Below are 25,845 nucleotides of genomic sequence, written 5' to 3' on the forward strand. Positions count from 1 at the left end.
GCCAGCCCTGGCACAACGCCTGGCCATGACGCCCGCAGCACTGGGCCAAGCCCTTGATCTACAAGGCCTGGCAGGCGCTGGCCCGACCTTTGCTCTACGCTTGATAACTCCCTAACAAACATAACTAACCAGGAGAGACACCATGCGTTACGCACATCCCGGTACCGACGGCGCCAAGGTCAACTTCAAGCGTCAGTACGGCAACTTCATCGGTGGCGAGTTCGTAGCTCCGGTCAAAGGTCAATATTTCGAAAACACCTCGCCGGTCAACGGCAAGCTGATCGCTGAATTCCCGCGCTCGACTGCCGAAGACATCGACAAGGCGCTGGACGCCGCCCACGCTGCTGCCGATGCCTGGGGCCGCACTTCGGTACAGGATCGCTCCAACGTACTGCTGAAGATTGCCGACCGTATCGAGCAGAACCTCGAGCTGCTGGCCATCACCGAAACCTGGGACAACGGCAAGCCGATCCGCGAAACCCTCAACGCCGACATCCCGCTGGCAGTCGACCACTTCCGCTACTTCGCGGGCTGCATTCGTGCCCAGGAAGGCGGCGCTGCCGAAATCAATGAAAACACCGTGGCCTATCACATCCACGAACCGCTGGGCGTGGTCGGCCAGATCATCCCGTGGAACTTCCCGATCCTGATGGCCGCGTGGAAGCTCGCCCCGGCCCTGGCTGCCGGCAACTGCGTGGTGCTCAAGCCCGCCGAGCAAACCCCGCTGGGCATCACCGTGCTGGTCGAACTGATCGGCGACCTGCTGCCACCTGGCGTGCTCAACGTGGTGCAGGGCTATGGCCGTGAGGCTGGCGAAGCGCTGGCGACCAGCAAGCGCATTGCCAAGATCGCCTTCACCGGCTCGACCCCAGTGGGTTCGCACATCATGAAGTGCGCTGCCGAGAACATCATCCCGTCCACCGTCGAACTGGGCGGCAAGTCGCCGAACATCTACTTCGAAGACGTCATGCAGGCCGAGCCGAGCTTTATCGACAAGGCCGCCGAGGGCATGGTGCTGGCATTCTTCAACCAAGGCGAAGTGTGCACCTGCCCATCGCGGGCGCTGGTCCAGGAGTCGATCTATCCGCAGTTCATGGAAGCGGTGCTGAACAAGGTCAAGCAGATCAAGCGTGGCGACCCGCTGGACACCGAGACCATGATCGGCGCTCAGGCCTCGCAGCAGCAGTTCGAGAAGATTCTCTCCTACCTGGACATCGCCCAGGCCGAAGGCGCCGAGCTGCTCAGCGGCGGCAAGGTGGAAAAACTCGAAGGCGCCCTGGCCACCGGCTATTACATCCAGCCGACCCTGCTCAAGGGCAACAACAAGATGCGCGTGTTCCAGGAAGAAATCTTCGGCCCGGTGGTCAGTGTCACCACCTTCAAGGACGAAGCTGAAGCGCTGGCGATTGCCAACGACACCGAGTTCGGCCTCGGCGCCGGGGTCTGGACCCGCGACATCAACCGCGCCTACCGCATGGGCCGTGGCATCAAAGCCGGCCGGGTATGGACCAACTGCTATCACCTGTACCCGGCGCACGCCGCGTTTGGTGGCTACAAAAAGTCCGGGGTTGGCCGCGAAACGCACAAGATGATGCTCGATCATTATCAGCAGACCAAGAACCTGCTGGTGAGCTACGACATCAACCCGCTGGGCTTCTTCTAAATACGCCCGGGGCTGCTTTGCAGCCCTTTCGCGACACAAGGCCGCTCCTACAGGCGACTGTGGGAGCGGGCTTGCCCGCGAAGGGCCGCAAAATGGCGATGACACACCACACCCCCAGAGCAGCAACCGCTCTGGCGCGCTTCATGCAAGACAAATCACCAAGTGGCCGCACTCCCTTCGGCCCCCAAAAAAAATAACTGGTGAATCCAATGCCAAGCGATCATCCCGCCGGTACGCCGGCTACTTCTTCCGTCGATTTCGAAAAGGTCGGCTCCGACTATTTCCAGCAACGCGAACTGAAAAAAGGCGCCGCCGGCTGGGTCCTGCTGGTCGGTCTCGGGGTCGCCTATGTGATCTCCGGTGACTACGCCGGCTGGAACTTCGGCCTGGCCCAAGGCGGCTGGGGCGGCATGTTCCTCGCCACCTTGCTGATGGCGACGATGTACCTGTGCATGTGCTTCTCGCTGGCCGAACTGTCGTCGATGATCCCTACCGCCGGCGGTGGCTACGGCTTTGCCCGCAGTGCGTTCGGCCCGTGGGGCGGTTTTCTCACCGGCACCGCGATCCTGATCGAGTACGCCATTGCCCCCGCGGCGATTGCGGTGTTTATCGGCGCCTACTGCGAGTCGCTGTTCGGCATTGGCGGCTGGATGATCTACCTGGCCTTCTACATCATCTTCATCGGCATCCACATCTTTGGGGTCGGCGAGGCATTGAAGCTGATGTTCATCATCACCGCGGTGGCAGCGATTGCCCTGGTGGTGTTCCTGCTCGGCATGGTGCCCCATTTTGATGCGGCCAACCTGTTTGACATCGCTCCAACCAACGCCGCCGGCGCCAGCAGTTTCCTGCCGTTTGGCTACCTCGGTGTGTGGGCGGCAATCCCCTATGCGATCTGGTTCTTCCTCGCGGTCGAAGGCGTGCCGCTGGCTGCCGAAGAAACCAAGAACCCGAAACGTGACCTGCCGCGTGGCCTGATCGGCGCGATGCTGGTGCTGCTGGCGTTTGCCCTGCTGATTCTGGTGATCGGCCCGGGCGGTGCCGGCTCGGAAGCGCTGAAAGCCTCGGGTAACCCGTTGGTCGAAGCACTGTCGAAAGCCTACGGCGGTTCGACCTGGATGGGCGGCTTCGTCAACCTGGTCGGCCTGGCCGGTTTGATCGCCAGCTTCTTCTCGATCATCTATGCCTACTCCCGGCAGATCTTCGCCCTGTCGCGCGCCGGCTACCTGCCGCGCAAGTTGTCGCAGACCAACAAGAGCAAGGCGCCGGTGCTGGCCCTGATCATCCCGGGCATCATCGGTTTCGCGCTGTCGCTGACCGGTCAAGGTGATCTGCTGATTCTGGTCGCGGTTTTCGGCGCGACGCTGTCGTATGTATTGATGATGGCGGCGCACATCACCCTGCGTATCCGCCGGCCGAAAATGGACCGCCCGTACCGCACCCCGGGCGGCATCTTCACCTCGGGCGTGGCGCTGGTGCTGGCCTGCGTGGCGGTGATTGCCGGGTTCCTGGTCGATCCGCGAGTGGTAATTGGCGCTGCGGTGATCTATGCAGTATTGATTGCCTACTTTGCGTTCTACAGCCGTCACCACCTGGTAGCGGGCACACCGGAAGAAGAGTTCGCTGCGATCCAGAAGGCCGAAGAGGCCTTGCACTGATTGCCGCTATGCGCCGCAGGCCCTGCCTGCGGCGCTCTGGAGAGTCTGTATGGCAAGTTTCGTACACACGGTAGGCCATCTGGTCTACCGCTTCGACAGCCTCAAGGAAGTCATGGCCAAGGCCAGCCCGGCCCGCTCCGGTGACTTCCTCGCCGGAGTCGCCGCCGAAAATGACGGCGAACGCGTCGCCGCGCAGATGGCCCTGGCCAATATCCCCCTCACGCACTTTTTAAGCGAAGCGCTGATCCCCTACGAAGAGGACGAAGTTACCCGACTGATCATCGACAGCCACGACGCTGAGGCCTTCGCCCCGGTCAGCCACCTGACCGTCGGCGGCCTGCGCGACTGGCTGCTCGGCGAGCAGGCCGATGAAGACAGCCTGCGCGCCCTCGCCCCTGGCCTGACCCCGGAAATGGCCGCGGCGGTGTCGAAGATCATGCGGGTACAGGACTTGATCCTGGTCGCGCAGAAGATCCGCGTAGTCACTCAGTTTCGCGGCACCATGGGTTTGCGCGGACGCCTGTCGACCCGCCTGCAGCCCAACCATCCGACCGATGAGCCAGCCGGGATCGCCGCGAGCATTCTCGACGGCCTGCTGTACGGCAACGGCGATGCGATGATCGGCATCAACCCGGCCACCGACAGCATTTCGTCGATCTGCGCCATGCTGGAAATGCTCGATGCGATCATCCAGCGCTACCAGATCCCGACCCAGGCCTGCGTGCTGACCCACGTCACCACCTCGATCGAGGCGATCAACCGCGGCGTGCCGCTGGACCTGGTGTTCCAGTCGATCGCCGGCAGCGAAGCGGCCAACGCCAGCTTTGGCATCAACCTCAATGTCTTGCAGGAAGGCTACGAAGCCGGCCTGTCGCTCAAGCGTGGCACCGTCGGGCAGAACCTGATGTATTTCGAGACCGGCCAGGGCAGCGCGCTGTCGGCCAACGCCCACCATGGCGTCGACCAGCAAACCTGCGAAACCCGCGCCTACGCCGTGGCGCGCCACTTCAAGCCGTTTCTGGTCAATACCGTGGTCGGTTTCATCGGCCCGGAGTACTTGTACAACGGCAAGCAGATCATCCGTGCCGGCCTCGAAGACCACTTCTGCGGCAAGCTGCTCGGTGTGCCGATGGGTTGCGACATCTGCTACACCAACCACGCCGAAGCCGATCAGGACGACATGGACACCCTGTTGACCCTGCTGGGGGTCGCCGGGATCAACTTCATCATGGGCATCCCCGGTTCCGACGACATCATGCTCAACTACCAGACCACCTCTTTCCACGACGCCCTCTACGCGCGCCAGACCCTTGGCCTCAAGCCCGGGCCGGAATTCGAAGCCTGGCTGGAGCGCACCGGCATCTTCACCCAGGCCGATGGCCGCATTCGCTTTGGCGACAACCTGCCGCCCGCTTTCCGCCAGGCCTTGGCGCAGCTCGCATAGGGATGACCATGGATCAGCACACACCAACCACCGACAACCCTTGGCTGGCCCTGCGCAGCCTGACTCCGGCGCGCATCGCCCTGGGCCGCAGCGGCATCAGCCTGCCGACCAGCGCCCAGCTGGATTTCCAGTTCGCCCACGCCCAGGCCCGCGATGCCGTGCACCTGCCGTTCGACCACGCCGGGCTGCGCAGTCAGCTCAGCGACCGCGGCCGCGAAAGCCTGCTGCTGCACAGCGCAGCCAGTGATCGCGACCAGTACCTGCAGCGCCCTGACCTGGGTCGACGGCTAAATGAAGCCTCGGTCGGACAACTGCGCGAGCACGTAAAGGCCAACCCCGGCGGGGTCGATCTGGCTATCGTCGTGGCCGATGGCCTTTCTGCGCTGGCGGTGCATCGGCATACCCTGCCGTTTCTCAGCCGCTTTGAAGAGCAGGCCGCAGCCGATGGCTGGAGCAGCGCACCGGTGGTGCTGGTCGAACAAGGCCGCGTCGCGGTCGCCGACGAGGTCGGCCAGCTGCTCGGTGCACGCATGACGGTCATGCTGATCGGCGAACGACCGGGGCTGAGCTCGCCCGACAGCCTGGGCCTGTACTTCACCTTCGCGCCCAAGGTCGGCCTGACCGATGCTTATCGCAACTGCATCTCCAACGTGCGTTTAGAGGGGTTGAGCTACGGCATGGCCGCGCATCGCCTGTTGTATCTGATGCGCGAAGCGTGTCGGCGCCAGCTGTCGGGCGTGAACCTCAAAGACGAAGCCGAGGTACTGAGCCTCGACTCGTCAGACCCCAGCGCAAAACGCGGTAACTTTTTGCTCGGCGAACAGTAGTTATCACTGCTGGCGGCTGGATTGCGCTTCGCGCCTGCTTTGGGGCAGCATGGGCGCGAACGTTGTCGGCAACCTGTCGTTTGCCTAAATGGACTCTGAGGGCCGTACATGCGCATCATCAAGGCAACCCTGGCACATCTCGACCTGCTCAACCCATTGTTCGTCAAATACCGCGAGTACTACGGGCAACTGCCCTACCCGGACAGCTCACGCAGCTTTCTCGAAAAGCGCCTGCGGCTGGAGGAGTCGGTGATCTATCTGGCCTTCGCCGATGACGATGTCGACGACAGCAAGCTGCTGGGCTTCTGCCAGCTGTATCCAAGCTTCTCGTCGCTGTCGCTCAAACGTGTGTGGATCCTCAATGACATCTATGTCGCCGAAGATGCCCGGCGAATGCTGGTAGCCGACCACCTGATGCGTGAAGCAAAGAAGATGGCCAAGGAAACCAACGCCGTGCGCATGCGCGTATCGACCAGCACCGACAATCAGGTCGCCATGAAAACCTACGAGTCTATGGGCTTTCGCGAGGACACCGAGTTCAAGAACTACACCCTGCCGATCAACTCGGATTGATCGCGCTGTGGCAGCGGCGTGCAGCCGCTGCTGCAGACACCAGCGCCACGGCCTTTGCCGCCGGCCGGTAATCCGCCGCTACAATCTCCCCGGGCACGATCCCAGCTTGTCCGTATAATCCCTTTTTTACATGTGTGAAAGTTTACCTACGCTCACACATGCGTAGCCGATTTCCGTCTTTGCGCGCCCGTTGTCGCGGGTCAAGAACACAGGTGCTGTACATGGATTTCAACCCGCTTGACCTCATCCTGCATCTCGATGCCTACCTTGATCTGCTGGTGAACAACTACGGCCCGTGGATCTACGCCATTCTCTTCGCGGTGATCTTCTGCGAGACCGGGCTGGTGGTGATGCCATTCCTGCCGGGCGACTCGCTGCTGTTCATTGCCGGTGCAGTGGCGGCCGGTGGTGGCATGGACCCGGTGCTGCTGGCCGGCCTGTTGATGGCCGCAGCGATCCTCGGCGACAGCACCAACTACGTGATAGGCCGCACGGCCGGTGAACGTTTGTTCAACAAGCCCAACTCGAAGATCTTCCGCCGCGACTACCTGCAGCGGACCCATGATTTCTACGACAAGCATGGCGGCAAGACCGTGACCCTGGCGCGCTTCCTGCCGATCCTGCGCACCTTTGCGCCGTTTGTCGCCGGCATCGCCCATATGCACTACCCGCGTTTCCTGACTTTCAGCGTGGCCGGTTCGCTGCTCTGGGTCGGCGGCCTGGTCACCCTGGGCTACTTCTTCGGCAACGTGCCGTTCATCAAGCAGCACCTGTCGCTGATGGTGGTGGTGATCATCGTCCTGTCGCTGGTGCCGATGCTGCTCGGCCTGCTGCGTGGCCGCTTCGGTCGCGCGGCCAAGGCGCACTGATCGGCCCATGTGGTCGTTACGCGCCTGGCGGCGCCGGCGCACCCTGGCGCGCTACCCAATCGATGCGCAGTTGTGGCAGGCCGTGCGCCAGCGCCTGCCGGTGCTCGATGGCATAACCGCCGAGGAAGACCACTGGCTGCGTGAGGCCTGCGTGCTGTTTCTGCATGCCAAACACCTGACCTGCCTGCCCGGGGTCGAACTGGATGACGAGCAGCGCCTGCTGCTCGCCGCCCAGGCGCAACTGCCGTTGTTGCACCTGGGCGACCTTGACTGGTATCAGGGTTTTCACGAGATCATCCTCTACCCCGACGACTTCAAAAGCCCCCAGCGCCACCGCGATGCCAGCGGCGTCGAGCACGTCTATGACGGCGAGCACAGCGGCGAAGCCTGGCAACAGGGGCCGGTCATTCTGGCAATGGACGGGGTACTCGCCGGTGGCGGCTGGGAGGCCTACAACCTGGTGATCCACGAGCTGGCACACAAGCTCGACATGCTCAATGGCGATGCCAACGGCCTGCCGCCACTGCACCACGGCATGCACGTCGGCGACTGGTCGGCTGCGATGCAGACTGCCTACGACGACCTCAACCGCCAGCTTGATGCCAACCCGGATGCCGAGACCGCAATTGACCCGTATGCCGCGGAGAATCCTGCAGAGTTTTTCGCCGTCACCAGCGAATACTTCTTTAGTGGGCCTGACCTGCTACAACAGGCGTATCCGCAGGTCTATCAGCAATTGGTCCAGTTTTACCGGCAGGACCCGCTGGCCCGCCTGACCCGGCTGCAGGCCGAAGATCCGCAGTATTGCGCCAGTCAGCCCTGAGCTGGCCACACATCAGGCAGGGCGTGGCGTGCACTGGCGGAATATGCCTATAATCGCCGCCAATTTTCTGAACAGACACGGGGGCCCTGCCCAATGAGCTACAGCAAGATTCCGGCTGGCAAAGACCTGCCGAACGACATCTACGTCGCCATCGAAATCCCGGCTAACCACGCCCCGATCAAATACGAGATCGACAAGGACAGCGACACCCTGTTCGTCGACCGTTTCATGGCCACCCCGATGTTCTACCCGGCCAACTACGGCTTCATCCCCAACACCCTGGCCGACGACGGTGATCCGCTCGACGTGCTGGTCGTGACGCCGTACCCGGTAGCGCCAGGCTCGGTCATCCGCGCCCGTCCGGTCGGCGTGCTGAACATGACCGACGATGGCGGCGGCGACGCCAAGGTCATCGCTGTCCCGCACGACAAGCTGTCGCAGCTGTACGTCGACGTCAAAGAGTACACCGACCTGCCAGCGCTGCTGATCCAGCAGATCGAGCACTTCTTCGCGAACTACAAAGATCTCGAGAAGGGCAAATGGGTCAAGATCGAAGGCTGGGCCGGCGCCGATGCCGCACGCGAAGCGATCACCAAATCGGTTGCTGCCTACAAGGGCTGAGCCGAACACGTCTGAGCGGTGATGCCGTTCAGACCATGTGTCTAGGGGCGCTTTGCGCCCCTTTTCATGCCTGCTCTTCCCTGCTGCAGACTCCCTCGCACAAAATCCGTCCTAGGATCCTTCCTACAAACCCTCTGTTTTCCCACAACAAAATCAAACCCTCAGTTCATTTTCCTGCCGCTCTGCCCCCGTTAAACTTCGCCCATGACGACATCCGGCGACCGCCTCAAGGCACTCCTGCAAGAATGCGACCTGACCCCTTCCGATTTCGCCGCCCAGCGTTGCGTTACCCCCCAGCACGTCAACAATTGGTTCAAACGCGGTGTGCCTCTGGCACGCATGGACGAAATGGCCGATCTGTTCTGCGTGCACCGGCGCTGGCTGATGAACGGCGTAGGGCCCAAATACCACAGTGCCATCCTGCGCCAGAGCGGCGTCTGCGCCGAGGCAGTGCACCAACCCACCTCGCTGCTCGACCTGGACGGCCGGCTGCTGCGGATCTCCCTGTACCGGCTGCACGGCAACCAGCTGTCACCTGACATGCAGGGCCACCTGACCCTGCCGGCACAATCTCTGGAAACCCTCGGCGTGTTCCCTCAGCGAGCGATCTGCATGCTCATGCCCGCCGGCAACATGGCGCCGATGATCCCGCAGGACGCGATCATTGCCATCGACCGCGGCAGCACCCATGTAGTCGATGGCCAAACCTATGCCCTGCTGCACAACGGCCAGCTCAAGGTGCACAGTCTCAGCCTCGAGCACGACGACACCCTATGCCTGCACAGCCATGACCAGCGTAACTACGCGGTCGAGCGCTACACCTTCGCGCAACGTCAGGAGCAAGGGCTGGAAATCATCGGCTGGGTATTCCACTGGTCATATTTCAACCAGCGGGCCAGCTCCTGAAATACCCCGTGCAATTTTTTGCTGGGCATCGGCTGCCAGCCCTAGTATGCTTCGGCCCACATTACGCCCCACACCGGCCCAGGCCGCGTTGCAGAGGGCTCGGCGACGCCTGACACAGCCGTCTGCCTTCTTTTCATGGCCCTTGAGGTCATACCGTTTAAGGCGGTTGCGGCTTACCAAAAATGAGCCAAGATCGTCCCCGAGAAGCCGGCCACAAGCCGGCTTTTTAATGCCCGCAATTCACCCGCCCTCCCGCAGGTAGCCCATGATGAAAATCGTCCCGCTGCTGATTACCCTCCTGTTCGGCCCCGTCGTCATTGGCCAGACGCTTGCAGCGCCTCCTGCCCGCGAGCAGACGGTCGATTCGAGCTGGCTGCAAAGCGATAGTCAGGCCTATCGCTTCAGCACCTTCAGGCTGGACTCCGACGATGGCAAGCGCCACTACCAATTGTGGGTCGGCCAACCCGACAGCCCGGCCCCGGCTGCCGGCTACCCGGTGCTTTGGATGCTCGACGGCAATGCAGCGATGGCTGTGCTGCAACCGGGGCTGTTGGAGAAACTCGCCAACGGACAAGCCCCACTGCTGGTAGCCGTGGGTTATCAGGGTGAGCAACGCATTGACCGAAACGCGCGTAGCTTCGATTACACGCCTACGGTTACTGGCTTGACCGAACAGCTCGACCCGCTAACGGGCCTGCCCAGCGGTGGTGTCGACGCGTTTCTGGACCTGCTCAGCCAGCGCATGCGCCCGCTGGTCGCCAGTGTCGCGCCAATCGACATCAACCGGCAGACGCTGTGGGGCCACTCCTACGGCGGCCTGGCGGTCCTGCATGCGCTGTTCACCCGCCCAGGCGAGTTCAGCCACTACGCAGCCGCCAGCCCCTCGCTGTGGTGGCATGACGGTGCGATTGTGCGCGAGGCACAAGGCCTGCAGCAGCGCCTGGGTCAGGCTCGACCTTCCCTGCTGCTGATGCGTGGCACAGCCGAACCAGCCAGTCCGCGTGGACAGCAGCAGGCAGATGCCGAGCGGCCGATGCGTGAGCTGGCGACCGAGCTTGGCCAGGTAAACGGCCTGCACGTCTCTTACCAACGCTTCGATGACCTGAGCCACGGAGCAATGCTGCCTGCATCGCTCGCGCATCTGCTGGAAACGCTTTCAAAGTAATCAGCAGGCGGTGTGCTGCGTTATGGATGGACGTACTTGAGCACATACATGGACAAGGCGCGGAACACCTCAGCCGGAATCGCGGGCATCAGCAGGTGGGCTTTGGCCAATGTAGCGCAACACTTTTGAACCATTTTCTGGCGCACCTCTTCGCTTATCAGCCCAGCGTGAACGACTTGCGCATACTGCAGATAAGCGCATGGGGAGTTGGCCTGAGCATTGCGCAGGATGCCAAACTTAACGCCCAGATGTGGCACCTGAGCGAACGGCTGGCCCTTGAAGTCCGCCTGCGGCGTGAGCTCTGCATAGCTGTCGCAGGTACTGTGGCAGAGCACTTGGCGCTCCATGTTGGTCGGCAGGTCGCGCTGGTAGAGCGTGATTTCCGAGCCGGGCACTTGAGTGCAGGCATTCTCGAAGGCATCCAGAATCGCCTTGGCGTTGAACTGCGCCTCCTCGATCTGGGTCAATGACACCACTCGTTCAAGCTCGCTGGTTTCGATGCTTTTGACCACTCGATCAAGCGTTGCCCAATGGCTGAGTTCCTTCTGGCAGGCGATCATATGGACCTCGAAACGGTAGCCCGCTGCCGTTGCCGCCGGTGGAAAGCTGGCAAATTCGATGTTATCCAGCGCCGACTCCATGATGATGTTGTACTTGTTGGCAAAGGCGTACGCGAACACTTTTGCGCCCAGTGCCCAGATGAACTTTTCGGTGTGCTCGTACACATGGAGCACACCCTGCGCCTGCATCTGCGCGTACCTGGGGTGCAACTCACGAAACGCCGGCAGGTATAGGCGTACGTAGTTTTCGTAGGACCCACTGGGTAGCAGGGTTTTTTCCAGCAGGAAGGTTTTGCCCGAGCCCTGCGCACCGGCGACGATCAGTATTTTCGGGCTCGGCAACTGGTGGTCGTCAGGGTCGAAATCACGTTGTACGTCGAACAGCGTCACGCTGAGTTGATCGAACGCTTTCTGCACATCGTCATCGCTGAATGGGTATTGACTGGTCATGCGCGTGCGCTCCTTGAGGATCAGCCCGATGTCGGGCGGGTCGATAGGCTGCAGCACGCTCGCCAGGCTGAGGCGGTAAATAATTGCCACCGCCGACTACGGCGAAAGTCGCAGAGCCGGCGCTTGCCAGCCCGGTGCCTCGGTGCTGTATGCTGAGCCGGTCTTCAGGGCGGGGTGCAAGTCCCCACCGGCGGTAAATCGAAAGATGAGCCCGCGAGCGCCCCGACCCGGTCGGGGGACAGCAGATCTGGTGAGATTCCAGGGCCGACGGTCATAGTCCGGATGAAAGAAGGCGTTTGGCAGGGGCCATCAGGTGCCCCTGCGCGCGCGTTTTGTTCGCCCCGAGACGTTCATCGATTTTTCACGAGGAGCGTTTCATGTCACCCAAGCACCAACAGCAATTCCCCAATGTTGCCGCCGCACTGGCTGCATTCCAGGCAGGCCGTCCGGTCCTGTTGCTCGACGACAATGACCGCGAGGACGAAGCGGACATCATTGCCGCCGCCGAAAACATCTCGCTGCAAACCATGGCCATGATGATCCGCGATTGCAGCGGTATCGTTTGCCTGTGCCTGGACGAAGCCACGGTCGACGCGCTCGAGCTGGCGCCGATGGTGAAGAACAACCAGGCCCGCCATGGCACCGGTTTCACCGTCACCATCGAGGCGGCCGAGGGCATCACCACTGGTGTTTCTGCGCATGATCGGATCACCACCATTCAGGCGGCTTTGAGCTCGAGCGCCGAACAGCGCCATATCGTCAGCCCGGGCCATGTGTTCCCGCTGCGGGCGCGCAATGGCGGCGTACTGACCCGCCGTGGTCACACCGAAGGCACGGTCGACCTGGCGCGCCTGGCCGGGCTGCGGCCGGCCGGCGTGCTATGCGAACTGATGAACCCGGATGGCAGCATGGCCCGCGGCGAGCAGGTGGCCTTGTATGCGCGTGAAAACAGCATGCCGATGCTGACCATCGAGGAGTTGGCCCAGTACCGCGTGGCGCTGACCCAGCTGGAAGCCGTCGCCGTCTGATCGCAACCTGACGCGGGGCGAGCCGGTATCTGCGGCCTGCCCCGTGCCAGCCTGAGCGCGCTAGCGCAAGCCTAGCGGACCTTTCAGGAACTGGTACAAGCCCGCCGCACTCTTGCGATAGCCATCTGCGGTCAGGTGCACCAGATCACCCCGCGCCAGCCCCCGTGCCTGCCAGATTGCAATCGAGCACGGCCCACCCATGTAACCCTGCCAATCCCAGAACAACGCTTTGTGCTTCTGCGCCAGCTGACGCTGGATGCGCACAACTGCGGCCAATGGCTGCGGCTGCCGTGCGGCACAGCTGCGCGCCTTGCGCTGTTTGATCGAGTCCGGCGGGCCGACCAGCAGGATCGCGCTGCGCGGCATGTCCTGCCGCAAGCGCGTCAGGGTGGTGTCCAGTTGCGTCTGGTACAGCGCCAGATCGAGGGTGTCGTCAAACGCCTCGTTGGTGCCGTAGGCGAGGATCACCAGGTCGGGGCGCAGCGCCTTGAGGCTGTCTTGCCAACCTGGCTGCCACTTGTCGACCACCTCCAGGCGGGCGCCGTTGATACCCAACGCCGACAAGGTCACCCCGCTGTTCTTCTGCCCTTGGATGTACCAGCCACCGAGCAGTACGCCCTGGCTGGGCTGCAAGCTCATCTGCACGGGCAAGCCGAGGTTGGGGAAGGCCGGGCTCAGTTGCCACTTGCCGGCGGTGGCCGGGAGCATGCGCCGCTGCGTGCCATTGGCCACCAGCGTGCTGTTGCTGGCTGCCTGGTACAACGCAGAGATGCGATAGCGCTGGTGGTCATCATCACGCGCTTTGAGGGTGACCAACGGCTGCGCCGCTTGCGGGATGGACAAGTAACCACCCAACGGAAACTGGCTGCTCTGCTGGTTGCGCGCCGACACCAGCGTCCACTGCCGCGGCTCGCTGTTGATGATCACCCGGTCATGGCGGATGCCGGGCACGGCGGTGGCCGGCACCAGGCCAATGCCACCGTCACCGTAACGCGCCTGCAGCAACCGGCGCAGCTCGCCGCTGAACAAGTCTGCAGCGGTATGCGAGTCGCCCAGCTGGACAATCGCCACCGGCGCTCGGCCGGCGTTGCGCAGCTTGCCCGCGAGCAGGCTGACGTTGCCGTCCCGGGTCGGGCTGGGGTTTTTTGCCTGTTTGACCGGCTGCGGCTGTGGCGGCGCGGTTACGCCAGCGCTGCAGCCTTGCATGCTGCTGATCAACAGGGCCAGGCCCAGCAAGTGACGCCATGGGCGCATATCAGTGTCCTGTAACGGTCAGGCCAGCAAAACTGATCAGCGACAGTACCTGTGCAGCGATCATTTTCTGGCCGGTAATGGTGAAGTGCACACCGTCGTCGTAGCGCACCTTGACCCGCTTGCCTTCCGGCGTTTGCACGGTGAAGGAGAACTGTTCGTCGGGGTAACCCAGAAACGGGTTGGCGGACACGAAGTGCTGGCCGAACAGCGCCGTCTGTTGTTGGTACAAGCCACTCAGGTAAGCCATTGCAGCAGACAGCCGCGGCTGGTTCATGTTCGGTGGCCCGACCCAGATTACCTGCACATTTCGCGCACGGGCCTGTTCGAGGATAGCGTCGATCCGGGCACGGTAGGCCAGCTCCCATTCCGCTGACTTGAAGCGCAGGAACGGCTTGCCCTTGCCTTGCGGCATGTCCCAAGGATCGTTGGGGCCGAGGAACACCACCATCAGGCGGATGTTCGGCTCCCGCGCCAGCGTGTCGGCGACGGTTTGCGGCCAGTTGAAAAAGCCCGGATAAGCCAGGCCGGTACTCTGCCGGCTGAGGTTGACGGTGTTGATCTGGTAACGCTTGCGCAGGCTGTTGGCCAGGTGGGGGGCGACCCCTTGCATCAACGAGTCACCGACCAGAAACACCTGGTCACCGGCGGCCAGGACCACGCTGCTGGCGGTTTGCGCCAATGGCACTGGCGCCTGCTGGATAACCGGCAGCGGCGCACTTGCGCCAGGCTCGGCCACCCTGTGCAAAGGCTCGGGCCTGGCCGCAGGCAGCGGTTGTTCAAGATCGACGGTCACCACCGGCATGCTCGGCGCCAGCACGGTTGTGGCTGGCGCCGCGACCCCCTGCTTGTCGCTCTCCAGACTGGCGATGAAACTGTCGCGCGCCGCGCCCAACGCTGTGGTCAGGCTGGCCCCTAAGCGCCAGGCCGGCGCTTGCCCAACCAGCGGCAGCTCGCAGCTCTGGTGATATTTTTGTTGGCAGTAGAGCTTGATCGAGTCCTGGTTGAGCCAGAACAAGATGCCCATCACCACCACGATCGCGTAAAGCGCCTTGGCCGCGTCCAGCTGCACGCGCAGCAATTGCCCTGAATTAGAAGCTGGCATAGATGAACCCCGGTACGCCCGACTGCGAGGCGAAGATGATCAACGACACGAACAGCGCCAACGGCACCGGGTACAACTGCCACGGCAGGCGTTGGCTGGCCGCCAGGCTGCGCTCGAGCAGCTTGAGCAACTGCGGATAAATGGCCAGATACAGCACGCAGGCAAGGATCAGCACGCCGCTGGACGAGTTCAGCCCGGCCAGGCTGACATGGGCGATATCCGCCAGCATCTCCAGGGCGCCGTCGAGGGTCGGGCTGCGGAAGAAGATCCAGGCAAAGGCCACGTAGTGGAAGGTCAGCAAGCGCGCCAGCAAGCCCGCCCCGGGCACCTTGGCGAAGCCCGGCGCCGATTGTGCGAACAGCTTGTAGATCGCCAGGCCAATGCCGTGCAGCGCGCCCCAGATGAGGAAGTTGGCGCTGGCGCCGTGCCACAAGCCGGACACCAGCATGGCCAGCAACATGTTCAGGTTGCCGCGCCAGGCGCCCTGGCGGTTGCCGCCCAGCGGGATATAGACATAGTCACGTATGAACCGCGACAGGCTGATATGCCATCGTCCCCAGAATTCCTTGAGATTGTGCGCAGCGTAGGGTGCTGCGAAGTTGTCCGGCAGGCGGAAGCCCAGCAGCAGGGCAATGCCGGTGACCAGATTGGTGTAGCCGCTGAAGTTGAAGTAGATCAGCAGGCCGTAGCCATACACGCTCAGCAACACCTGCTCGGGGCTGGCACTGCCCGGAGTGTCGAACACCGGATCGACCCACTCGCTGCCAAGCCAGGCGCTGAGGAAGAACAGCTTGACCACCGCCATGGCGATCAGCCCCAGCGCCCGTTGCGGCTCCAGCACCTGACGCATCGCCTCGGGGCGAATCTGCGGCAGCATGTGCAGGGCCCGATTGACCGGGCCGGCCACCAGGCTTGGGAAAAACGCCAGATACAGGGCAAGGTCCAACGGCGCCGCCGTGCTCAGCTCGCGACGGTTGATCGAGACCAGGTAACTGACCGAGTGAAAGGCATAGAACGACAGTCCGATCGGCACCAGCAGTTCGACGATTGGCAACGACACATAAAGGCCCAGCGCAGCCAGGGCGTTTTGTGCGCCGCTGACAAAGAACTCCTGATACTTGAATAGATAGAAGCAGCCCAACACCAACGTCAGCAGCAAACCGCTGATGAACCAGCGCCCGGGATAGCGCGCCGCGAGCAGCCCGAGGGCGTACACCAGCACGCTGTAACCGAGCAGGATATACAGCGACTGCAGGCTGAAGCTGGCCACCAGGCCATAGCTCGCCGCCAACAGCAGTGCGTTCTGCAGACGCAGGCTCCAACACAGGCTCCAGTAGAGCAGGAAGAACAACGCAAAGCAGAGGCCAAATTCGATCGAAAGGAAGCTCACAACGTAGTCCGTTACGTGACGTGGAGAGAGGGGCGGTAAAGCACCGGAATAGAGCGCGCGGGATTATGTCAGAGGGACCAGAGGGCGACAATTGGACAAGTCTGTAAAACGCAAGATGAGCACACCAAGGTAAATGCTACAAAATGCGACAGCATTTATTGCATGCCAGTAGGTCCGCTCACGCCCGTCGAATTTGCTCCGCATGCCTGCCTCTGCTAGTGTCGCGCCGTTAAGATCGCCACCGAGACCGTCGCCATGGCCCGCAAAAAAACCTCCATCGATTTCGAGCAATCCCTCGCCGACCTGCAAACCCTGGTCGAGCGTCTGGAGAACGGTGAACTGTCGCTGGAAGAGTCGCTGGCCGCCTTCGAGCAAGGCATCGCCCTGACCCGTGACTGCCAGGGCGCGCTCGCCCAGGCCGAACAAAAGGTGCAGATTCTGCTCGAGCGCGACGGCGAACTTGCCGCGCAGCCGTTCGACGCCGAGCCCGAAGCATGATCAAAGCCTATCAGGCCAGCTGCCAGGCCCGCGTCGACGCCGCCCTCGAACCGCTGCTGCAAGCGCCTGCCGAACAATTGCAGCGCCTGTATGCGGCCATGCGCTACAGCGTGATGAACGGCGGCAAGCGCGTGCGGCCATTGCTCGCCTATGCCGCCTGCGAAGCCTTCGGCACGCCGGCCGAGCAAGCCAACGGCGCAGCCTGTGCGGTCGAGCTGATCCACGCTTATTCGCTGGTTCATGATGACCTGCCGGCGATGGACGATGACGACCTGCGCCGCGGTCAGCCGACCACCCACAAGGCGTTTGACGAAGCCTGTGCGATTCTTGCCGGCGACGGTTTGCAGAGCCTGGCCTTCACCGCCCTGCTCGACCCGGGCCTGAGCCCGCAAGCCGATTCGATCCGCCTGGCCATGGTGCAAACCCTGGCCAACGCTGCCGGCCCTGCCGGCATGGTCGGCGGCCAGGCCATCGACCTCGGCTCGGTCGGGGTCAAGCTGGATCAGCAGGCGCTGGAATACATGCACCGGCACAAAACCGGTGCCTTGATCGAAGCCAGCGTGCGCCTTGGCGCCCTGGCCAGCGCCCGCGCCGATCAAGCACAGCTGGATGCATTGCAGGTGTATGCACGCGCGGTTGGCCTGGCCTTCCAGGTGCAGGACGACATTCTCGATGTCGAGAGCGATACCGCGACCCTGGGCAAACGCCAGGGTGCTGACATAGCTCGTGACAAACCAACATACCCGGCCCTGCTGGGGCTGGACGCAGCCAAAGCCTATGCCGGCGAACTGCGTGACCAGGCCATGGCGGCGCTGAGCGGCTTTGCCGAGCACGCCGAACCCCTGCGTGCGCTGGCCCGCTATATCGTCGAGCGCCGCCACTGACAGTACTGGCAGTACCCGCTCGCGTTGCAATGGCAGCGCGGCGGCTGAACCTGTGTGAATGGGCAGTTTGCCGAACAATGGGGTAAACTGCCGGGTCTTCAAACCTATAACGACTCGCCTGATGCCCACGACGTTTCAAGAGATCCCCCGCGAACGCCCGGCCACTCCGCTGCTGGACCGCGCCGACACGCCCGCCGGCCTGCGCCGGCTGGCCGAAGCCGACCTGGAGAACCTGGCCGACGAGTTGCGCCAGGAGTTGCTCTATACCGTAGGCCAGACCGGCGGGCACTTTGGTGCCGGCCTCGGTGTGATCGAGCTGACCGTAGCCCTGCACTACGTGTTCGATACCCCTGATGATCGTCTGGTCTGGGACGTCGGCCATCAGGCCTATCCGCACAAGATCCTCACCGGCCGTCGCCAGCGCATGCTCAGCCTGCGCCAGAAGGACGGCATCGCCGCCTTCCCGCGTCGCTCCGAGAGCGAGTACGACACCTTTGGCGTGGGCCATTCCAGCACCTCGATCAGCGCTGCGCTGGGCATGGCCATCGCCGCCCGCCTGCAAAACAGCGCGCGCAAGTCGATTGCGGTGATCGGTGACGGCGCACTGACCGCCGGCATGGCCTTCGAGGCGTTGAACCACGCCCAGGAAGTCAACGCCGACATGCTGGTGATCCTCAACGACAACGACATGTCGATCTCGCGCAACGTCGGTGGCTTGTCCAACTACCTGGCCAAGATCCTCTCCAGCCGCACCTATGCGAGCATGCGCGAAGGCAGCAAGAAGGTCCTCTCGCGCCTGCCCGGCGCCTGGGAAATCGCCCGCCGTACCGAAGAGTACGCCAAGGGCATGCTGGTCCCTGGCACCCTGTTCGAAGAGCTCGGCTGGAACTACATCGGCCCGATCGATGGCCACGACCTGCCGACCCTGATCGCCACCTTGCGCAACATGCGTGACCTCAAGGGCCCGCAGTTCCTGCACGTGGTGACCAAGAAGGGCAAGGGTTTCGCCCCGGCCGAGGTCGACCCGATCGTCTATCACGCCATCACCAAGCTCGAACCCGCCGACAAGCCAGTGGTGCCGCAGCAAGCCAGCGGGCCGAAGTACTCGGCAGTGTTCGGCCAGTGGCTGTGCGACATGGCGGCTGCCGACCCGCGGCTGGTGGGTATCACCCCGGCGATGAAAGAAGGCTCCGACCTGGTTGCGTTCAGCGAGCGTTACCCCGAGCGCTATTTCGACGTAGCTATCGCCGAACAGCACGCGGTGACGCTGGCTGCCGGCATGGCCTGTGAAGGCGCCAAGCCGGTGGTGGCGATCTACTCGACGTTCCTCCAGCGTGGCTACGATCAGCTGATTCACGACGTGGCCGTGCAAAACCTCGATGTGCTGTTCGCCATCGACCGCGCCGGCCTGGTCGGCGAAGACGGCCCGACCCACGCTGGCGCTTACGATCTGTCGTACCTGCGCTGCATCCCCGGCATGCTGGTGATGACCCCGAGCGACGAGAACGAGCTGCGCAAGATGCTCAGCACCGGCTACCGTTACAACGGCCCGGCTGCCGTGCGTTACCCTCGCGGGACCGGCCCGAACACGCCGATCAGTGCCGACCTCGAGCCCATCGAGATCGGTAAAGGCGTGGTTCGCCGCCAGGGCAAAACCGTGGCCTTACTGGTGTTCGGCGTGCAACTGAGCGAAGCCCTGCAAGTGGCTGAAAAGCTCGATGCGACCGTGGTCGACATGCGTTTCGTCAAACCACTGGACGAGGCCCTGGTGCTGGAACTGGCGGCCAACCACGAGCTGCTGGTGACCATCGAGGAAAACGCCATCATGGGCGGCGCTGGCGCTGCGGTTGGCGAATTCCTCAGCCGCGAAGCGGTGCTCAAGCAATTGTTGCACCTGGGCCTGCCAGATACCTACGTCGAGCACGCCAAACCTGCGCAGATGCTGGCTGAATGTGGGCTGGACGCGGCTGGCATCGAAGCTTCGGTGCGGGCCCGGATGGTCAAGCTCGGCTTGTGATTGCTGGGGCCGCTTTGCGGCCCCAAAGCGCCGTACGGAACCGTCATGAAACTCGCAACCCTGGCCACCCTCCTCTCCCTCCCCAGCACCCTGCTCGCCGCCGAGCCCAGCCGCGATGACGCCCTGAAGCTGCCAGACGTACTGATCAGCGCCAGCCGCCAGGTCGAATCGCGCACCAGCACCGCCGCCGCCAATACCGTGTTCACTCGCAGCGACATCGACCGCCTGCAACCCTCCAGCGTGACTGACCTGCTGACCCGCGTGCCCGGGGTGCAGGTTGCTCCCACCGGCGGACGCGGCAGCCTGCCCGGGATATTCATCCGCGGCACCAAGGCCGCCCAGAGCCTGGTACTGGTCGATGGCGTGCGCATTGCCAATGCCACCTCCGGCGACAGCGGCCTACAGTTTCTCGACATCGATCAGATCGAGCGCATCGAAGTGCTGCGCGGCTCGCGTTCGGCGGTGTACGGCAGCGATGCCATCGGCGGAGTCATTCAGATCTTCACCCGGCGCAGCAGCGGCCCCGGCCTGCAGCCACGTCTGCGCGTTGCGGCCGGCAGCAACCAGACCTGGCAGCGCAGTCTGGGCTTGTCTGGGGGCAGCGACGCGACCCGCTTCAACCTTGGTGCCAGCCTCGACGAAACCGCCGGCATCGACTCGACCGGGCCGTCGCTGGCCAGAGATGGCGACCATGATGCCTACCGTAACCGTTCGCTCAACCTGAGCCTCAGCCACACGTTCAACGAGCGCTTCGAGGCGGGCCTGAACCTGCTCGACAGCCAAGGCCGCAGTGAATACGACAACCCGTTCGGCCGTTATGACTTCGCCAGCGGCCAGACCTTCGGCCAGCAGCCCTACACCGACTTCAACGTCAGCAGCCTGGGCAGCTATTTCGATGCACAACTGAGCGATGTTTGGCATTCGCGCCTTGAGCTGGCACACAGCGAGAACCGCGACGACAAACGCGACAAGTTCAGTGACGAGCGCTTTGTGTTCAACACCTACCGCGACCAACTGACCTGGCAGAACGACCTGACCCTGAGCGAGCAGCACGCGCTGCTGCTGGGTGGTGACTGGTATCAGGACCGCGTGCACGCCAACACCGAGCTGGATCAGGACAGCCGCTGGAACCGTGCCGCATTTGTGCAGCATCGCTATCAGGGTGAGCACTTCTCCAGCGAGCTTGGCGTGCGCCGTGATCAGAACCAGCAGTTCGGCGGCCAAACAACCTGGAGCGCCAGCCTGACGTTACCGGTCAATCAGGCCAACGATGTGCTGCTGTCCTACAGCGAAGGCTTCCGCGCGCCGACCTTCAATGACCTGTATTACCCGTCGTACAGCAATCCCGACCTCAAGCCTGAGCATTCCAAGACCGTCGAGCTGCAGTGGCGCAGCCAGCTCGGCAGCGACAGCCAACTGGAGGCGTCGCTGTACCGCACCGAACTGAGCGATGCGATCATCTTTGGCCAGGGCTCGATCCCGCGCAACGTTGCCAGCGCTCGGATCAACGGTGCCGAACTCGCCCTCAAACAGACGTGGGGTGCCTGGCACAGCCAACTCGGCCTGGCCATGATCGACCCGCGTGACCGCGACAGCGGCCACACCCTCGCCCGCCGCGCGCGCCGCACGCTGAGCCTGGAGCTGGACCGCCAGTACGAGCGCTTCGGCGTGGGCGCCAGCTGGCAAGCCGTCAGCAGCAGCTTTGATGACGAAGCCAACCGCAACAGATTGGCCGGCTATGGCTTGCTCGGCCTGCGCAGTAGCTGGGCCGCGAGTGATGAACTAAAGCTGGAGCTGAAGCTGGATAACCTGTTCGACAAAGGCTACAGCCGCGCGCTCTACAGCTACGACAACAGCGCCTACGCCTACCGCGAAGAAGGCCGCCGCTGGCTGTTCAGCGCGACCTGGACGCCGGCATTGTAGCGTCGAGCAAGGCGCACAGCTTGGCGGTAGCTTCGATCATCTGCCCGCTTGGGCGCTCCAAACCGTTGTCCGGCAGTACCAGCAGGTGACCGCCAGCCGTGGCCTTGAGCTGCGGCCAGGCCCGCCAGCTCGCCAGTTGCGCCTGGTCGCCCGCGACAATCACATCAGGGTTGCGCGCCAGCACCGACTCCACACCAACCAACGGCGCCGGCTGCGGCAGGTCGGCGAACACGTTGCGCGCGCCACATACACTCAGCGCATCGCTGACGATCTGCTTGCCGCCCAAGGTATACAGCGGCTTGTCCCAGACCTGATAGAACACCGTCAGCGGCAGCTCGCGATGGTAGCGTTGCCGCAGCGCTTGCAGGCGCTGGCGCAAGCCCGCCGCGTAGCGCTGGCCCTGTTCGGCCCGGCCGATACGGCTGGCGATGGCTTCGATGTGGCTGAGCAACTGCTCGAGCGTGGCCACTTCGCCATCGTAGCTGGCGATGCCCAGCCGGCGCAGTTGCTCGCGCTGGGCGGGGGCCACGGCGCCGGGCCACAACAACAGCAAGTCCGGCCGCAGGCTGAGCAGGCGCTCCATGTCCAGTTGGCCCTGGCGACCCACCGACGGCAGCTGACGCAGCGCCGCTGGCCGCTCGCCGCCGTCGAGCACGCCCACCAGCAGGTCATCGGCGTGCAGTTCGAGCATGATTTCGCTCATCGACGGCGCCAGGCTGACCACCCGCAGTGGCTCGGCGGCAACGGTGCTGCCGAGCATCAGCAGCAGGCAGCAGAGCAGCCGCATCAACCCAGCTGACGCGGGATGCGATAGAGGTACAGGATCACCACGGTGGACAACGCCAGCAGCACCTGGGGCACTGCCTCCAGCCCGACCAGCACCGACAGTGCGGCGACCCAGGCGGGGATGCAGGCGTACAGCATGGCCAGGCGGCGTACCCGCGCCAGCTCGATCCAGGCCGCGGGCTCTTCGACGCTGCCGAGCACCTTGCTGGTGTGGATCAACGCGCGCTTGTACGCGGCAAACCGAGCGAGGCTAAGAAACATGGTCGCGGCACCGGCGATGAACAGCGGCATCGCCAGCACCGGAATCAGGCCGTCACCGCCGCCAAACGCCCAGGCCATGATCGGCAGCGGCAGCAAGCCCAGTGCCAGGTACTGCCACCAGGTCAGGGCCAGCCGTCGCTTGACCTCGCTGCGGGTCACGCCTGCGGCACCTCACCCTGGTGCTCGGTGCCCATCATGTGGCCGAGCTTGCCGGCCTTGGTGGCCAGGTAGTGGCTGTTGTGCGGGTTGTGACCGGTGTGCAGCGGCACGCGTTCGGCAACGTTGATGGCCATGGCAGTCAGCGCCTTGACCTTGCGCGGGTTGTTGGTCATCAGGCGCAGCGACTTGACGCCCAGGTGCTCGAGCATCGGCAGGCAGATGCCATAGTCGCGCTGGTCGGCGGCAAAGCCCAAACGCTCGTTGGCCTCGACCGTGTCGGCGCCGCCATCCTGCAGCTCGTAGGCGCGGATCTTGTTCAACAGGCCGATACCGCGGCCTTCCTGACGCAGGTACAACAGCACGCCGCGGCCTTCGCGGGCAATCGCCTGCAGCGCAGCTTCAAGCTGCGAACCGCAGTCGCAGCGCTGGCTGAACAGCGCATCACCAGTCAGGCACTCGGAGTGCAGACGCCCGAGCACCGGCTCGCCATCAGCGATATCACCCAGGCTGAGCACTACGTGCTCGCGGCCCGTGGCTTCGTCAAGAAAGCCATGCATGGTGAAGGTCGCAAAAGGAGTCGGAAGTTTCGAGGCGGCAACAAAGACGACGGGCACGTTGTGCTCCTGATTAGTAACTTGGAATTTCACGTGGGCCGATTGTATCAGCAGGCTGACAAGCGTGCGCACGGTGAATACCGTCGGTTAAGATCGAAAGGTTCGATGCTTAGCGAGGATGTGCTCAGCGAGGCTGGCTGTCGGCAGTGAACGGATAGGGCTGCTTCCACTTCTTGAAGACCGCTTCCAGCTCGCCGCTGCGCACCAGTTGCTGCATGCGTTGGTCAAACAGCTCACTCAGCGCCTTGCCTTGCTCATTGTGAGCAAAGGCAAGATAGAGCGGCAATTCTGCTATATGAGTGCGGCGAAAGCTGTCCGGCTTGGGCGCCTGGGCCTGGACGTACTCGACTTCTGTGAGTGAATCGACATAGAAGTCGACCCGGTTATGCTCGAGCATCGGCAGAATCCCTTCGCGGCGCTGGATTTCCCTGAACTCATGAACATTCGGCAAGTAACTGCCGTAGTCGTAGCCGCGCACCCAGGCCAGGCGATAGTCGCCGATATTGGCGGGGGTCGGCACGGGCTTGCTGGTCAGGCCCAGCGCATAGATATGATCGACATCGAAGTGCCAGCGCGGGTAGAGGTTGTCGTCGCTCTCCTGCTTGTAGGAGCCGACCCAGGCATCCGCCTCGCCACGTTTGACCAGGCCAATGGCACGGCTGTAAGGCGCGCTCTGGATGGACACCTTGACCCCGGCGGGCTCGAACACCTGGCGCAACACATCCCACGCCAGGCCAGTGCCGTCGGCGTTGGTGTAGTCGAGCCAGTCTTCACTGACCAGATGGATCTGGCCCAACTGAGGCTTGTCGCTGGCGTTGGCAACAGCGCCGCCAAGCAGCATCAGCAACAGCAGCACCGTCGTCCTTAACCCCATCTGCCACTCCCGTATCAGGCTACCGCCCAAACTAGAACCTGCATGCCCAGCCAGGCGAACACACCGGCGAGGATATCGTCGAGCATGATGCCGAATCCACCATGCACATGTTTGTCGATCCAGCGAATCGGCCACGGCTTGAGGATGTCGAAGAAGCGGAACATGAGGAACCCGGCCAGCAACCACTGCCAACCCTCCGGCACCAGCCACAGGGTGATCCACATGCCGACCATTTCGTCCCAGACAATGCCTTCATGGTCGTGAACGCGCAAGTCGGTGGCGACCTTGCCGCACAGCCAGAAGCCGAACAGCATGGTCATACCCAGCAGCAGCCAGTAGCCCCAGTCGGGCAACATCTGCCACAGCGGAATGAACGGCAGCGCCACCAGCGAGCCCCAGGTGCCGGGGGCCTTGGGCAAAGTGCCGGAACCGAAGCCAAAGGCGATGAAGTGCCACGGGTTGCGCCAGACCGAAGGCGGAACGAACTCCGCAGGCACCTGATTGGGGTGGTCGGTCACGGTGTCTCCCTAAAATGTTGATAGCCGCGTTGTCGCGGGGTGATGTCCTGGCCGTGTTCGTCGCGCAAAATCACGCCTTCGCCAGCCACTGCCCGGCCGATGACATGCACCGCCAGGCCAGCGTCGCGCAGCGCGGGCAGTTGCTGCGGGGGCAAGGTGAACACCAGGACATAATCGTCGCCACCGGTCAGCGCCGCCTGGCGGGCTGCCGCTGGCCCTGAAAAAGCCACTAGAGCAGGTGACACTGGCACCTGGGCCAGGTTCACCTCGAGCGCCAGCCGGGATGCCTTGGCGATATGACCGCAGTCGGCCAACAAGCCATCGGAGATATCCAGCGCCGCGGTGGCCTTGCCGCGCAGGGCCTGGCCCAAGGCAAACTGCGGCGAAGGTGACCAGTACTGTGCCAGCAGCGGCGCACTGATCTCGACCGCCGCTTCGCGCTCGCCCAGCACCAACGGCAAGGCGCCGGCGGCATTGCCCAGCTCGCCGCCCACACAGAGCAAGTCACCCACCTGCGCGCCCGAGCGCAGCAGGGCCTGCCCGGCCGGAACCCGGCCAAACACAGTCATGGTGATACTCAGTGGGCCGCGGGTGGTGTCGCCGCCAATCAGGCTCAGGCGGCAATGTCGCGCCATGCGATCGAGGCCTTCGGCATACGCCTTGAGCCACTGTTCGCTGACCTCGGGCAAGGTCAGCGCCAGGGTAAAGCCGACGGGCGTGGCACCCATGGCTGCCAGGTCACTGGCCGCTACGGCCAGCGAGCGCTGGCCCAGTAGCGAGGGGTCGCAGGCGTGCGGAAAATGCACGCCGGCGACCAAGGTATCGGTAGACACTGCCAACTGCGCGGCAGCCGGCAGGTCAAGCAGGGCACAGTCGTCGCCGATCCCCAACGCGACACCTTCGCCGCCCTGCGCACAGGGCGCGGCGGCGAAGTAATGACGGATCAGCTCGAACTCACCCATGACTGGTCAGCGCCGC

25 protein-coding genes and 1 riboswitch are annotated in these 25,845 nt (G+C 63.3%); of the genes, 15 read left to right on the forward strand and 10 right to left on the reverse strand.

Annotation, left to right across the window (positions count from 1 at the left end):
• Positions 1 to 142 precede the first annotated feature (142 nt).
• From CXQ80_RS20935 to CXQ80_RS20980, 10 genes are all read left to right on the forward strand, one after another.
• Positions 143 to 1,663: an aldehyde dehydrogenase family protein gene (locus CXQ80_RS20935; protein ID WP_101322283.1), complete on the forward strand. Its 1,521-nt coding sequence runs from the start codon at positions 143 to 145 to the stop codon at positions 1,661 to 1,663.
• Between the two features lie 209 nt (positions 1,664 to 1,872).
• A complete protein-coding gene (eat, locus tag CXQ80_RS20940) occupies positions 1,873 to 3,321 on the forward strand; it encodes an ethanolamine permease (RefSeq protein WP_101322284.1) in 1,449 nt (482 codons plus the stop codon).
• Positions 3,322 to 3,370: 49 nt separating this feature from the next.
• A complete protein-coding gene (locus tag CXQ80_RS20945) occupies positions 3,371 to 4,765 on the forward strand; it encodes an ethanolamine ammonia-lyase subunit EutB (RefSeq protein WP_101322285.1) in 1,395 nt (464 codons plus the stop codon).
• Positions 4,766 to 4,773: 8 nt separating this feature from the next.
• Positions 4,774 to 5,592 (forward strand): ethanolamine ammonia-lyase subunit EutC, encoded by an 819-nt coding sequence (eutC, locus tag CXQ80_RS20950; protein WP_101323118.1) that lies wholly within the window; start codon positions 4,774 to 4,776, stop codon positions 5,590 to 5,592.
• A 108-nt stretch (positions 5,593 to 5,700) separates the two neighbouring features.
• Positions 5,701 to 6,165 (forward strand): N-acetyltransferase, encoded by a 465-nt coding sequence (locus CXQ80_RS20955; RefSeq protein ID WP_101322286.1) that lies wholly within the window; start codon positions 5,701 to 5,703, stop codon positions 6,163 to 6,165.
• A gap of 221 nt (positions 6,166 to 6,386) precedes the next feature.
• Positions 6,387 to 7,034: a DedA family protein gene (locus CXQ80_RS20960; RefSeq protein ID WP_101322287.1), complete on the forward strand. Its 648-nt coding sequence runs from the start codon at positions 6,387 to 6,389 to the stop codon at positions 7,032 to 7,034.
• Positions 7,035 to 7,041: 7 nt separating this feature from the next.
• On the forward strand, positions 7,042 to 7,857 hold the full coding sequence (locus CXQ80_RS20965) for a zinc-dependent peptidase (RefSeq protein ID WP_101322288.1): 816 nt from the start codon (positions 7,042 to 7,044) through the stop codon (positions 7,855 to 7,857).
• A gap of 93 nt (positions 7,858 to 7,950) precedes the next feature.
• Complete coding sequence (gene ppa / locus CXQ80_RS20970) at positions 7,951 to 8,478, forward strand: inorganic diphosphatase (RefSeq protein ID WP_101322289.1); 528 nt, start codon at positions 7,951 to 7,953, stop codon at positions 8,476 to 8,478.
• Positions 8,479 to 8,682: 204 nt separating this feature from the next.
• Positions 8,683 to 9,384, forward strand: coding sequence for an XRE family transcriptional regulator (locus CXQ80_RS20975; protein WP_101322290.1), 702 nt, complete (start codon positions 8,683 to 8,685; stop codon positions 9,382 to 9,384).
• A 268-nt stretch (positions 9,385 to 9,652) separates the two neighbouring features.
• Positions 9,653 to 10,549 carry an alpha/beta hydrolase gene (locus CXQ80_RS20980; RefSeq protein ID WP_101322291.1) on the forward strand — a complete coding sequence of 299 codons (897 nt, stop codon included), beginning with the start codon at positions 9,653 to 9,655 and terminating at the stop codon, positions 10,547 to 10,549.
• A 20-nt stretch (positions 10,550 to 10,569) separates the two neighbouring features.
• Here CXQ80_RS20980 and CXQ80_RS20985 read toward each other — a convergent pair whose 3' ends face one another.
• Positions 10,570 to 11,559 carry a zeta toxin family protein gene (locus CXQ80_RS20985; RefSeq protein ID WP_101323119.1) on the reverse strand — a complete coding sequence of 330 codons (990 nt, stop codon included), beginning with the start codon at positions 11,557 to 11,559 and terminating at the stop codon, positions 10,570 to 10,572.
• Between the two features lie 156 nt (positions 11,560 to 11,715).
• Positions 11,716 to 11,857, forward strand: a riboswitch (FMN riboswitch).
• Between the two features lie 79 nt (positions 11,858 to 11,936).
• On the opposite strand from CXQ80_RS20985, the gene ribB reads away from it, so the two are divergent.
• Positions 11,937 to 12,587 (forward strand): 3,4-dihydroxy-2-butanone-4-phosphate synthase, encoded by a 651-nt coding sequence (gene ribB, locus CXQ80_RS20990; RefSeq protein ID WP_101322292.1) that lies wholly within the window; start codon positions 11,937 to 11,939, stop codon positions 12,585 to 12,587.
• 60 nt (positions 12,588 to 12,647) lie between these two features.
• On the opposite strand, the gene CXQ80_RS20995 is transcribed toward ribB, so the two are convergent.
• Genes CXQ80_RS20995 through CXQ80_RS21005 form a run of 3 tightly spaced genes read right to left on the reverse strand, consistent with a single transcriptional unit; the run spans position 12,648 to position 16,333 of the window.
• Positions 12,648 to 13,841: an SGNH/GDSL hydrolase family protein gene (locus CXQ80_RS20995; RefSeq protein ID WP_101322293.1), complete on the reverse strand. Its 1,194-nt coding sequence runs from the start codon at positions 13,839 to 13,841 to the stop codon at positions 12,648 to 12,650.
• 1 nt (position 13,842) lies between these two features.
• Positions 13,843 to 14,943 carry an SGNH family hydrolase gene (locus CXQ80_RS21000; RefSeq protein WP_101322294.1) on the reverse strand — a complete coding sequence of 367 codons (1,101 nt, stop codon included), beginning with the start codon at positions 14,941 to 14,943 and terminating at the stop codon, positions 13,843 to 13,845.
• Complete coding sequence (locus tag CXQ80_RS21005) at positions 14,930 to 16,333, reverse strand: MBOAT family protein (protein WP_101322295.1); 1,404 nt, start codon at positions 16,331 to 16,333, stop codon at positions 14,930 to 14,932. The genes CXQ80_RS21000 and CXQ80_RS21005 overlap by 14 nt, the downstream gene beginning before the upstream one ends.
• A gap of 255 nt (positions 16,334 to 16,588) precedes the next feature.
• On the opposite strand from CXQ80_RS21005, the gene CXQ80_RS21010 reads away from it, so the two are divergent.
• From CXQ80_RS21010 to CXQ80_RS21025, 4 genes are all read left to right on the forward strand, one after another.
• On the forward strand, positions 16,589 to 16,831 hold the full coding sequence (locus tag CXQ80_RS21010) for an exodeoxyribonuclease VII small subunit (protein ID WP_101322296.1): 243 nt from the start codon (positions 16,589 to 16,591) through the stop codon (positions 16,829 to 16,831).
• Positions 16,828 to 17,715 (forward strand): (2E,6E)-farnesyl diphosphate synthase, encoded by an 888-nt coding sequence (gene ispA, locus CXQ80_RS21015; RefSeq protein ID WP_101322297.1) that lies wholly within the window; start codon positions 16,828 to 16,830, stop codon positions 17,713 to 17,715. The genes CXQ80_RS21010 and ispA overlap by 4 nt, the downstream gene beginning before the upstream one ends.
• Before the next feature lie 121 nt (positions 17,716 to 17,836).
• Positions 17,837 to 19,732, forward strand: coding sequence for a 1-deoxy-D-xylulose-5-phosphate synthase (dxs, locus tag CXQ80_RS21020; protein WP_101322298.1), 1,896 nt, complete (start codon positions 17,837 to 17,839; stop codon positions 19,730 to 19,732).
• Between the two features lie 45 nt (positions 19,733 to 19,777).
• On the forward strand, positions 19,778 to 21,655 hold the full coding sequence (locus tag CXQ80_RS21025; protein ID WP_101322299.1) for a TonB-dependent receptor domain-containing protein: 1,878 nt from the start codon (positions 19,778 to 19,780) through the stop codon (positions 21,653 to 21,655).
• On the opposite strand, the gene CXQ80_RS21030 is transcribed toward CXQ80_RS21025, so the two are convergent.
• The 6 genes from CXQ80_RS21030 to thiL form a co-directional block, all read right to left on the reverse strand.
• Complete coding sequence (locus CXQ80_RS21030; RefSeq protein ID WP_101322300.1) at positions 21,627 to 22,442, reverse strand: cobalamin-binding protein; 816 nt, start codon at positions 22,440 to 22,442, stop codon at positions 21,627 to 21,629. The two genes, CXQ80_RS21025 and CXQ80_RS21030, sit on opposite strands and share 29 nt — an antisense overlap.
• On the reverse strand, positions 22,442 to 22,861 hold the full coding sequence (locus CXQ80_RS21035; RefSeq protein WP_101322301.1) for an MFS transporter: 420 nt from the start codon (positions 22,859 to 22,861) through the stop codon (positions 22,442 to 22,444). The genes CXQ80_RS21030 and CXQ80_RS21035 overlap by 1 nt, the downstream gene beginning before the upstream one ends.
• Positions 22,858 to 23,475, reverse strand: coding sequence for a GTP cyclohydrolase II (gene ribA, locus CXQ80_RS21040; RefSeq protein WP_101322302.1), 618 nt, complete (start codon positions 23,473 to 23,475; stop codon positions 22,858 to 22,860). The genes CXQ80_RS21035 and ribA overlap by 4 nt, the downstream gene beginning before the upstream one ends.
• A 124-nt stretch (positions 23,476 to 23,599) precedes the next feature.
• On the reverse strand, positions 23,600 to 24,349 hold the full coding sequence (locus CXQ80_RS21045; RefSeq protein WP_101322303.1) for an ABC transporter substrate-binding protein: 750 nt from the start codon (positions 24,347 to 24,349) through the stop codon (positions 23,600 to 23,602).
• A gap of 14 nt (positions 24,350 to 24,363) precedes the next feature.
• The gene (locus tag CXQ80_RS21050) at positions 24,364 to 24,867 is read right to left on the reverse strand and encodes a phosphatidylglycerophosphatase A (RefSeq protein WP_101322304.1); all 504 of its coding nucleotides are present in this window, start codon (positions 24,865 to 24,867) and stop codon (positions 24,364 to 24,366) included.
• Entirely contained in the window at positions 24,864 to 25,829 is a 966-nt protein-coding gene (thiL, locus tag CXQ80_RS21055; RefSeq protein WP_101322305.1) for a thiamine-phosphate kinase, read from the reverse strand. Before thiL ends, CXQ80_RS21050 begins: the two co-directional genes overlap by 4 nt.
• Positions 25,830 to 25,845: the final 16 nt, after the last annotated feature.

The sequence above is a fragment of the Pseudomonas sp. 02C 26 genome (assembly GCF_002843585.1).
Taxonomy (GTDB): Bacteria; Pseudomonadota; Gammaproteobacteria; order Pseudomonadales; family Pseudomonadaceae; genus Aquipseudomonas; species Aquipseudomonas shirazensis.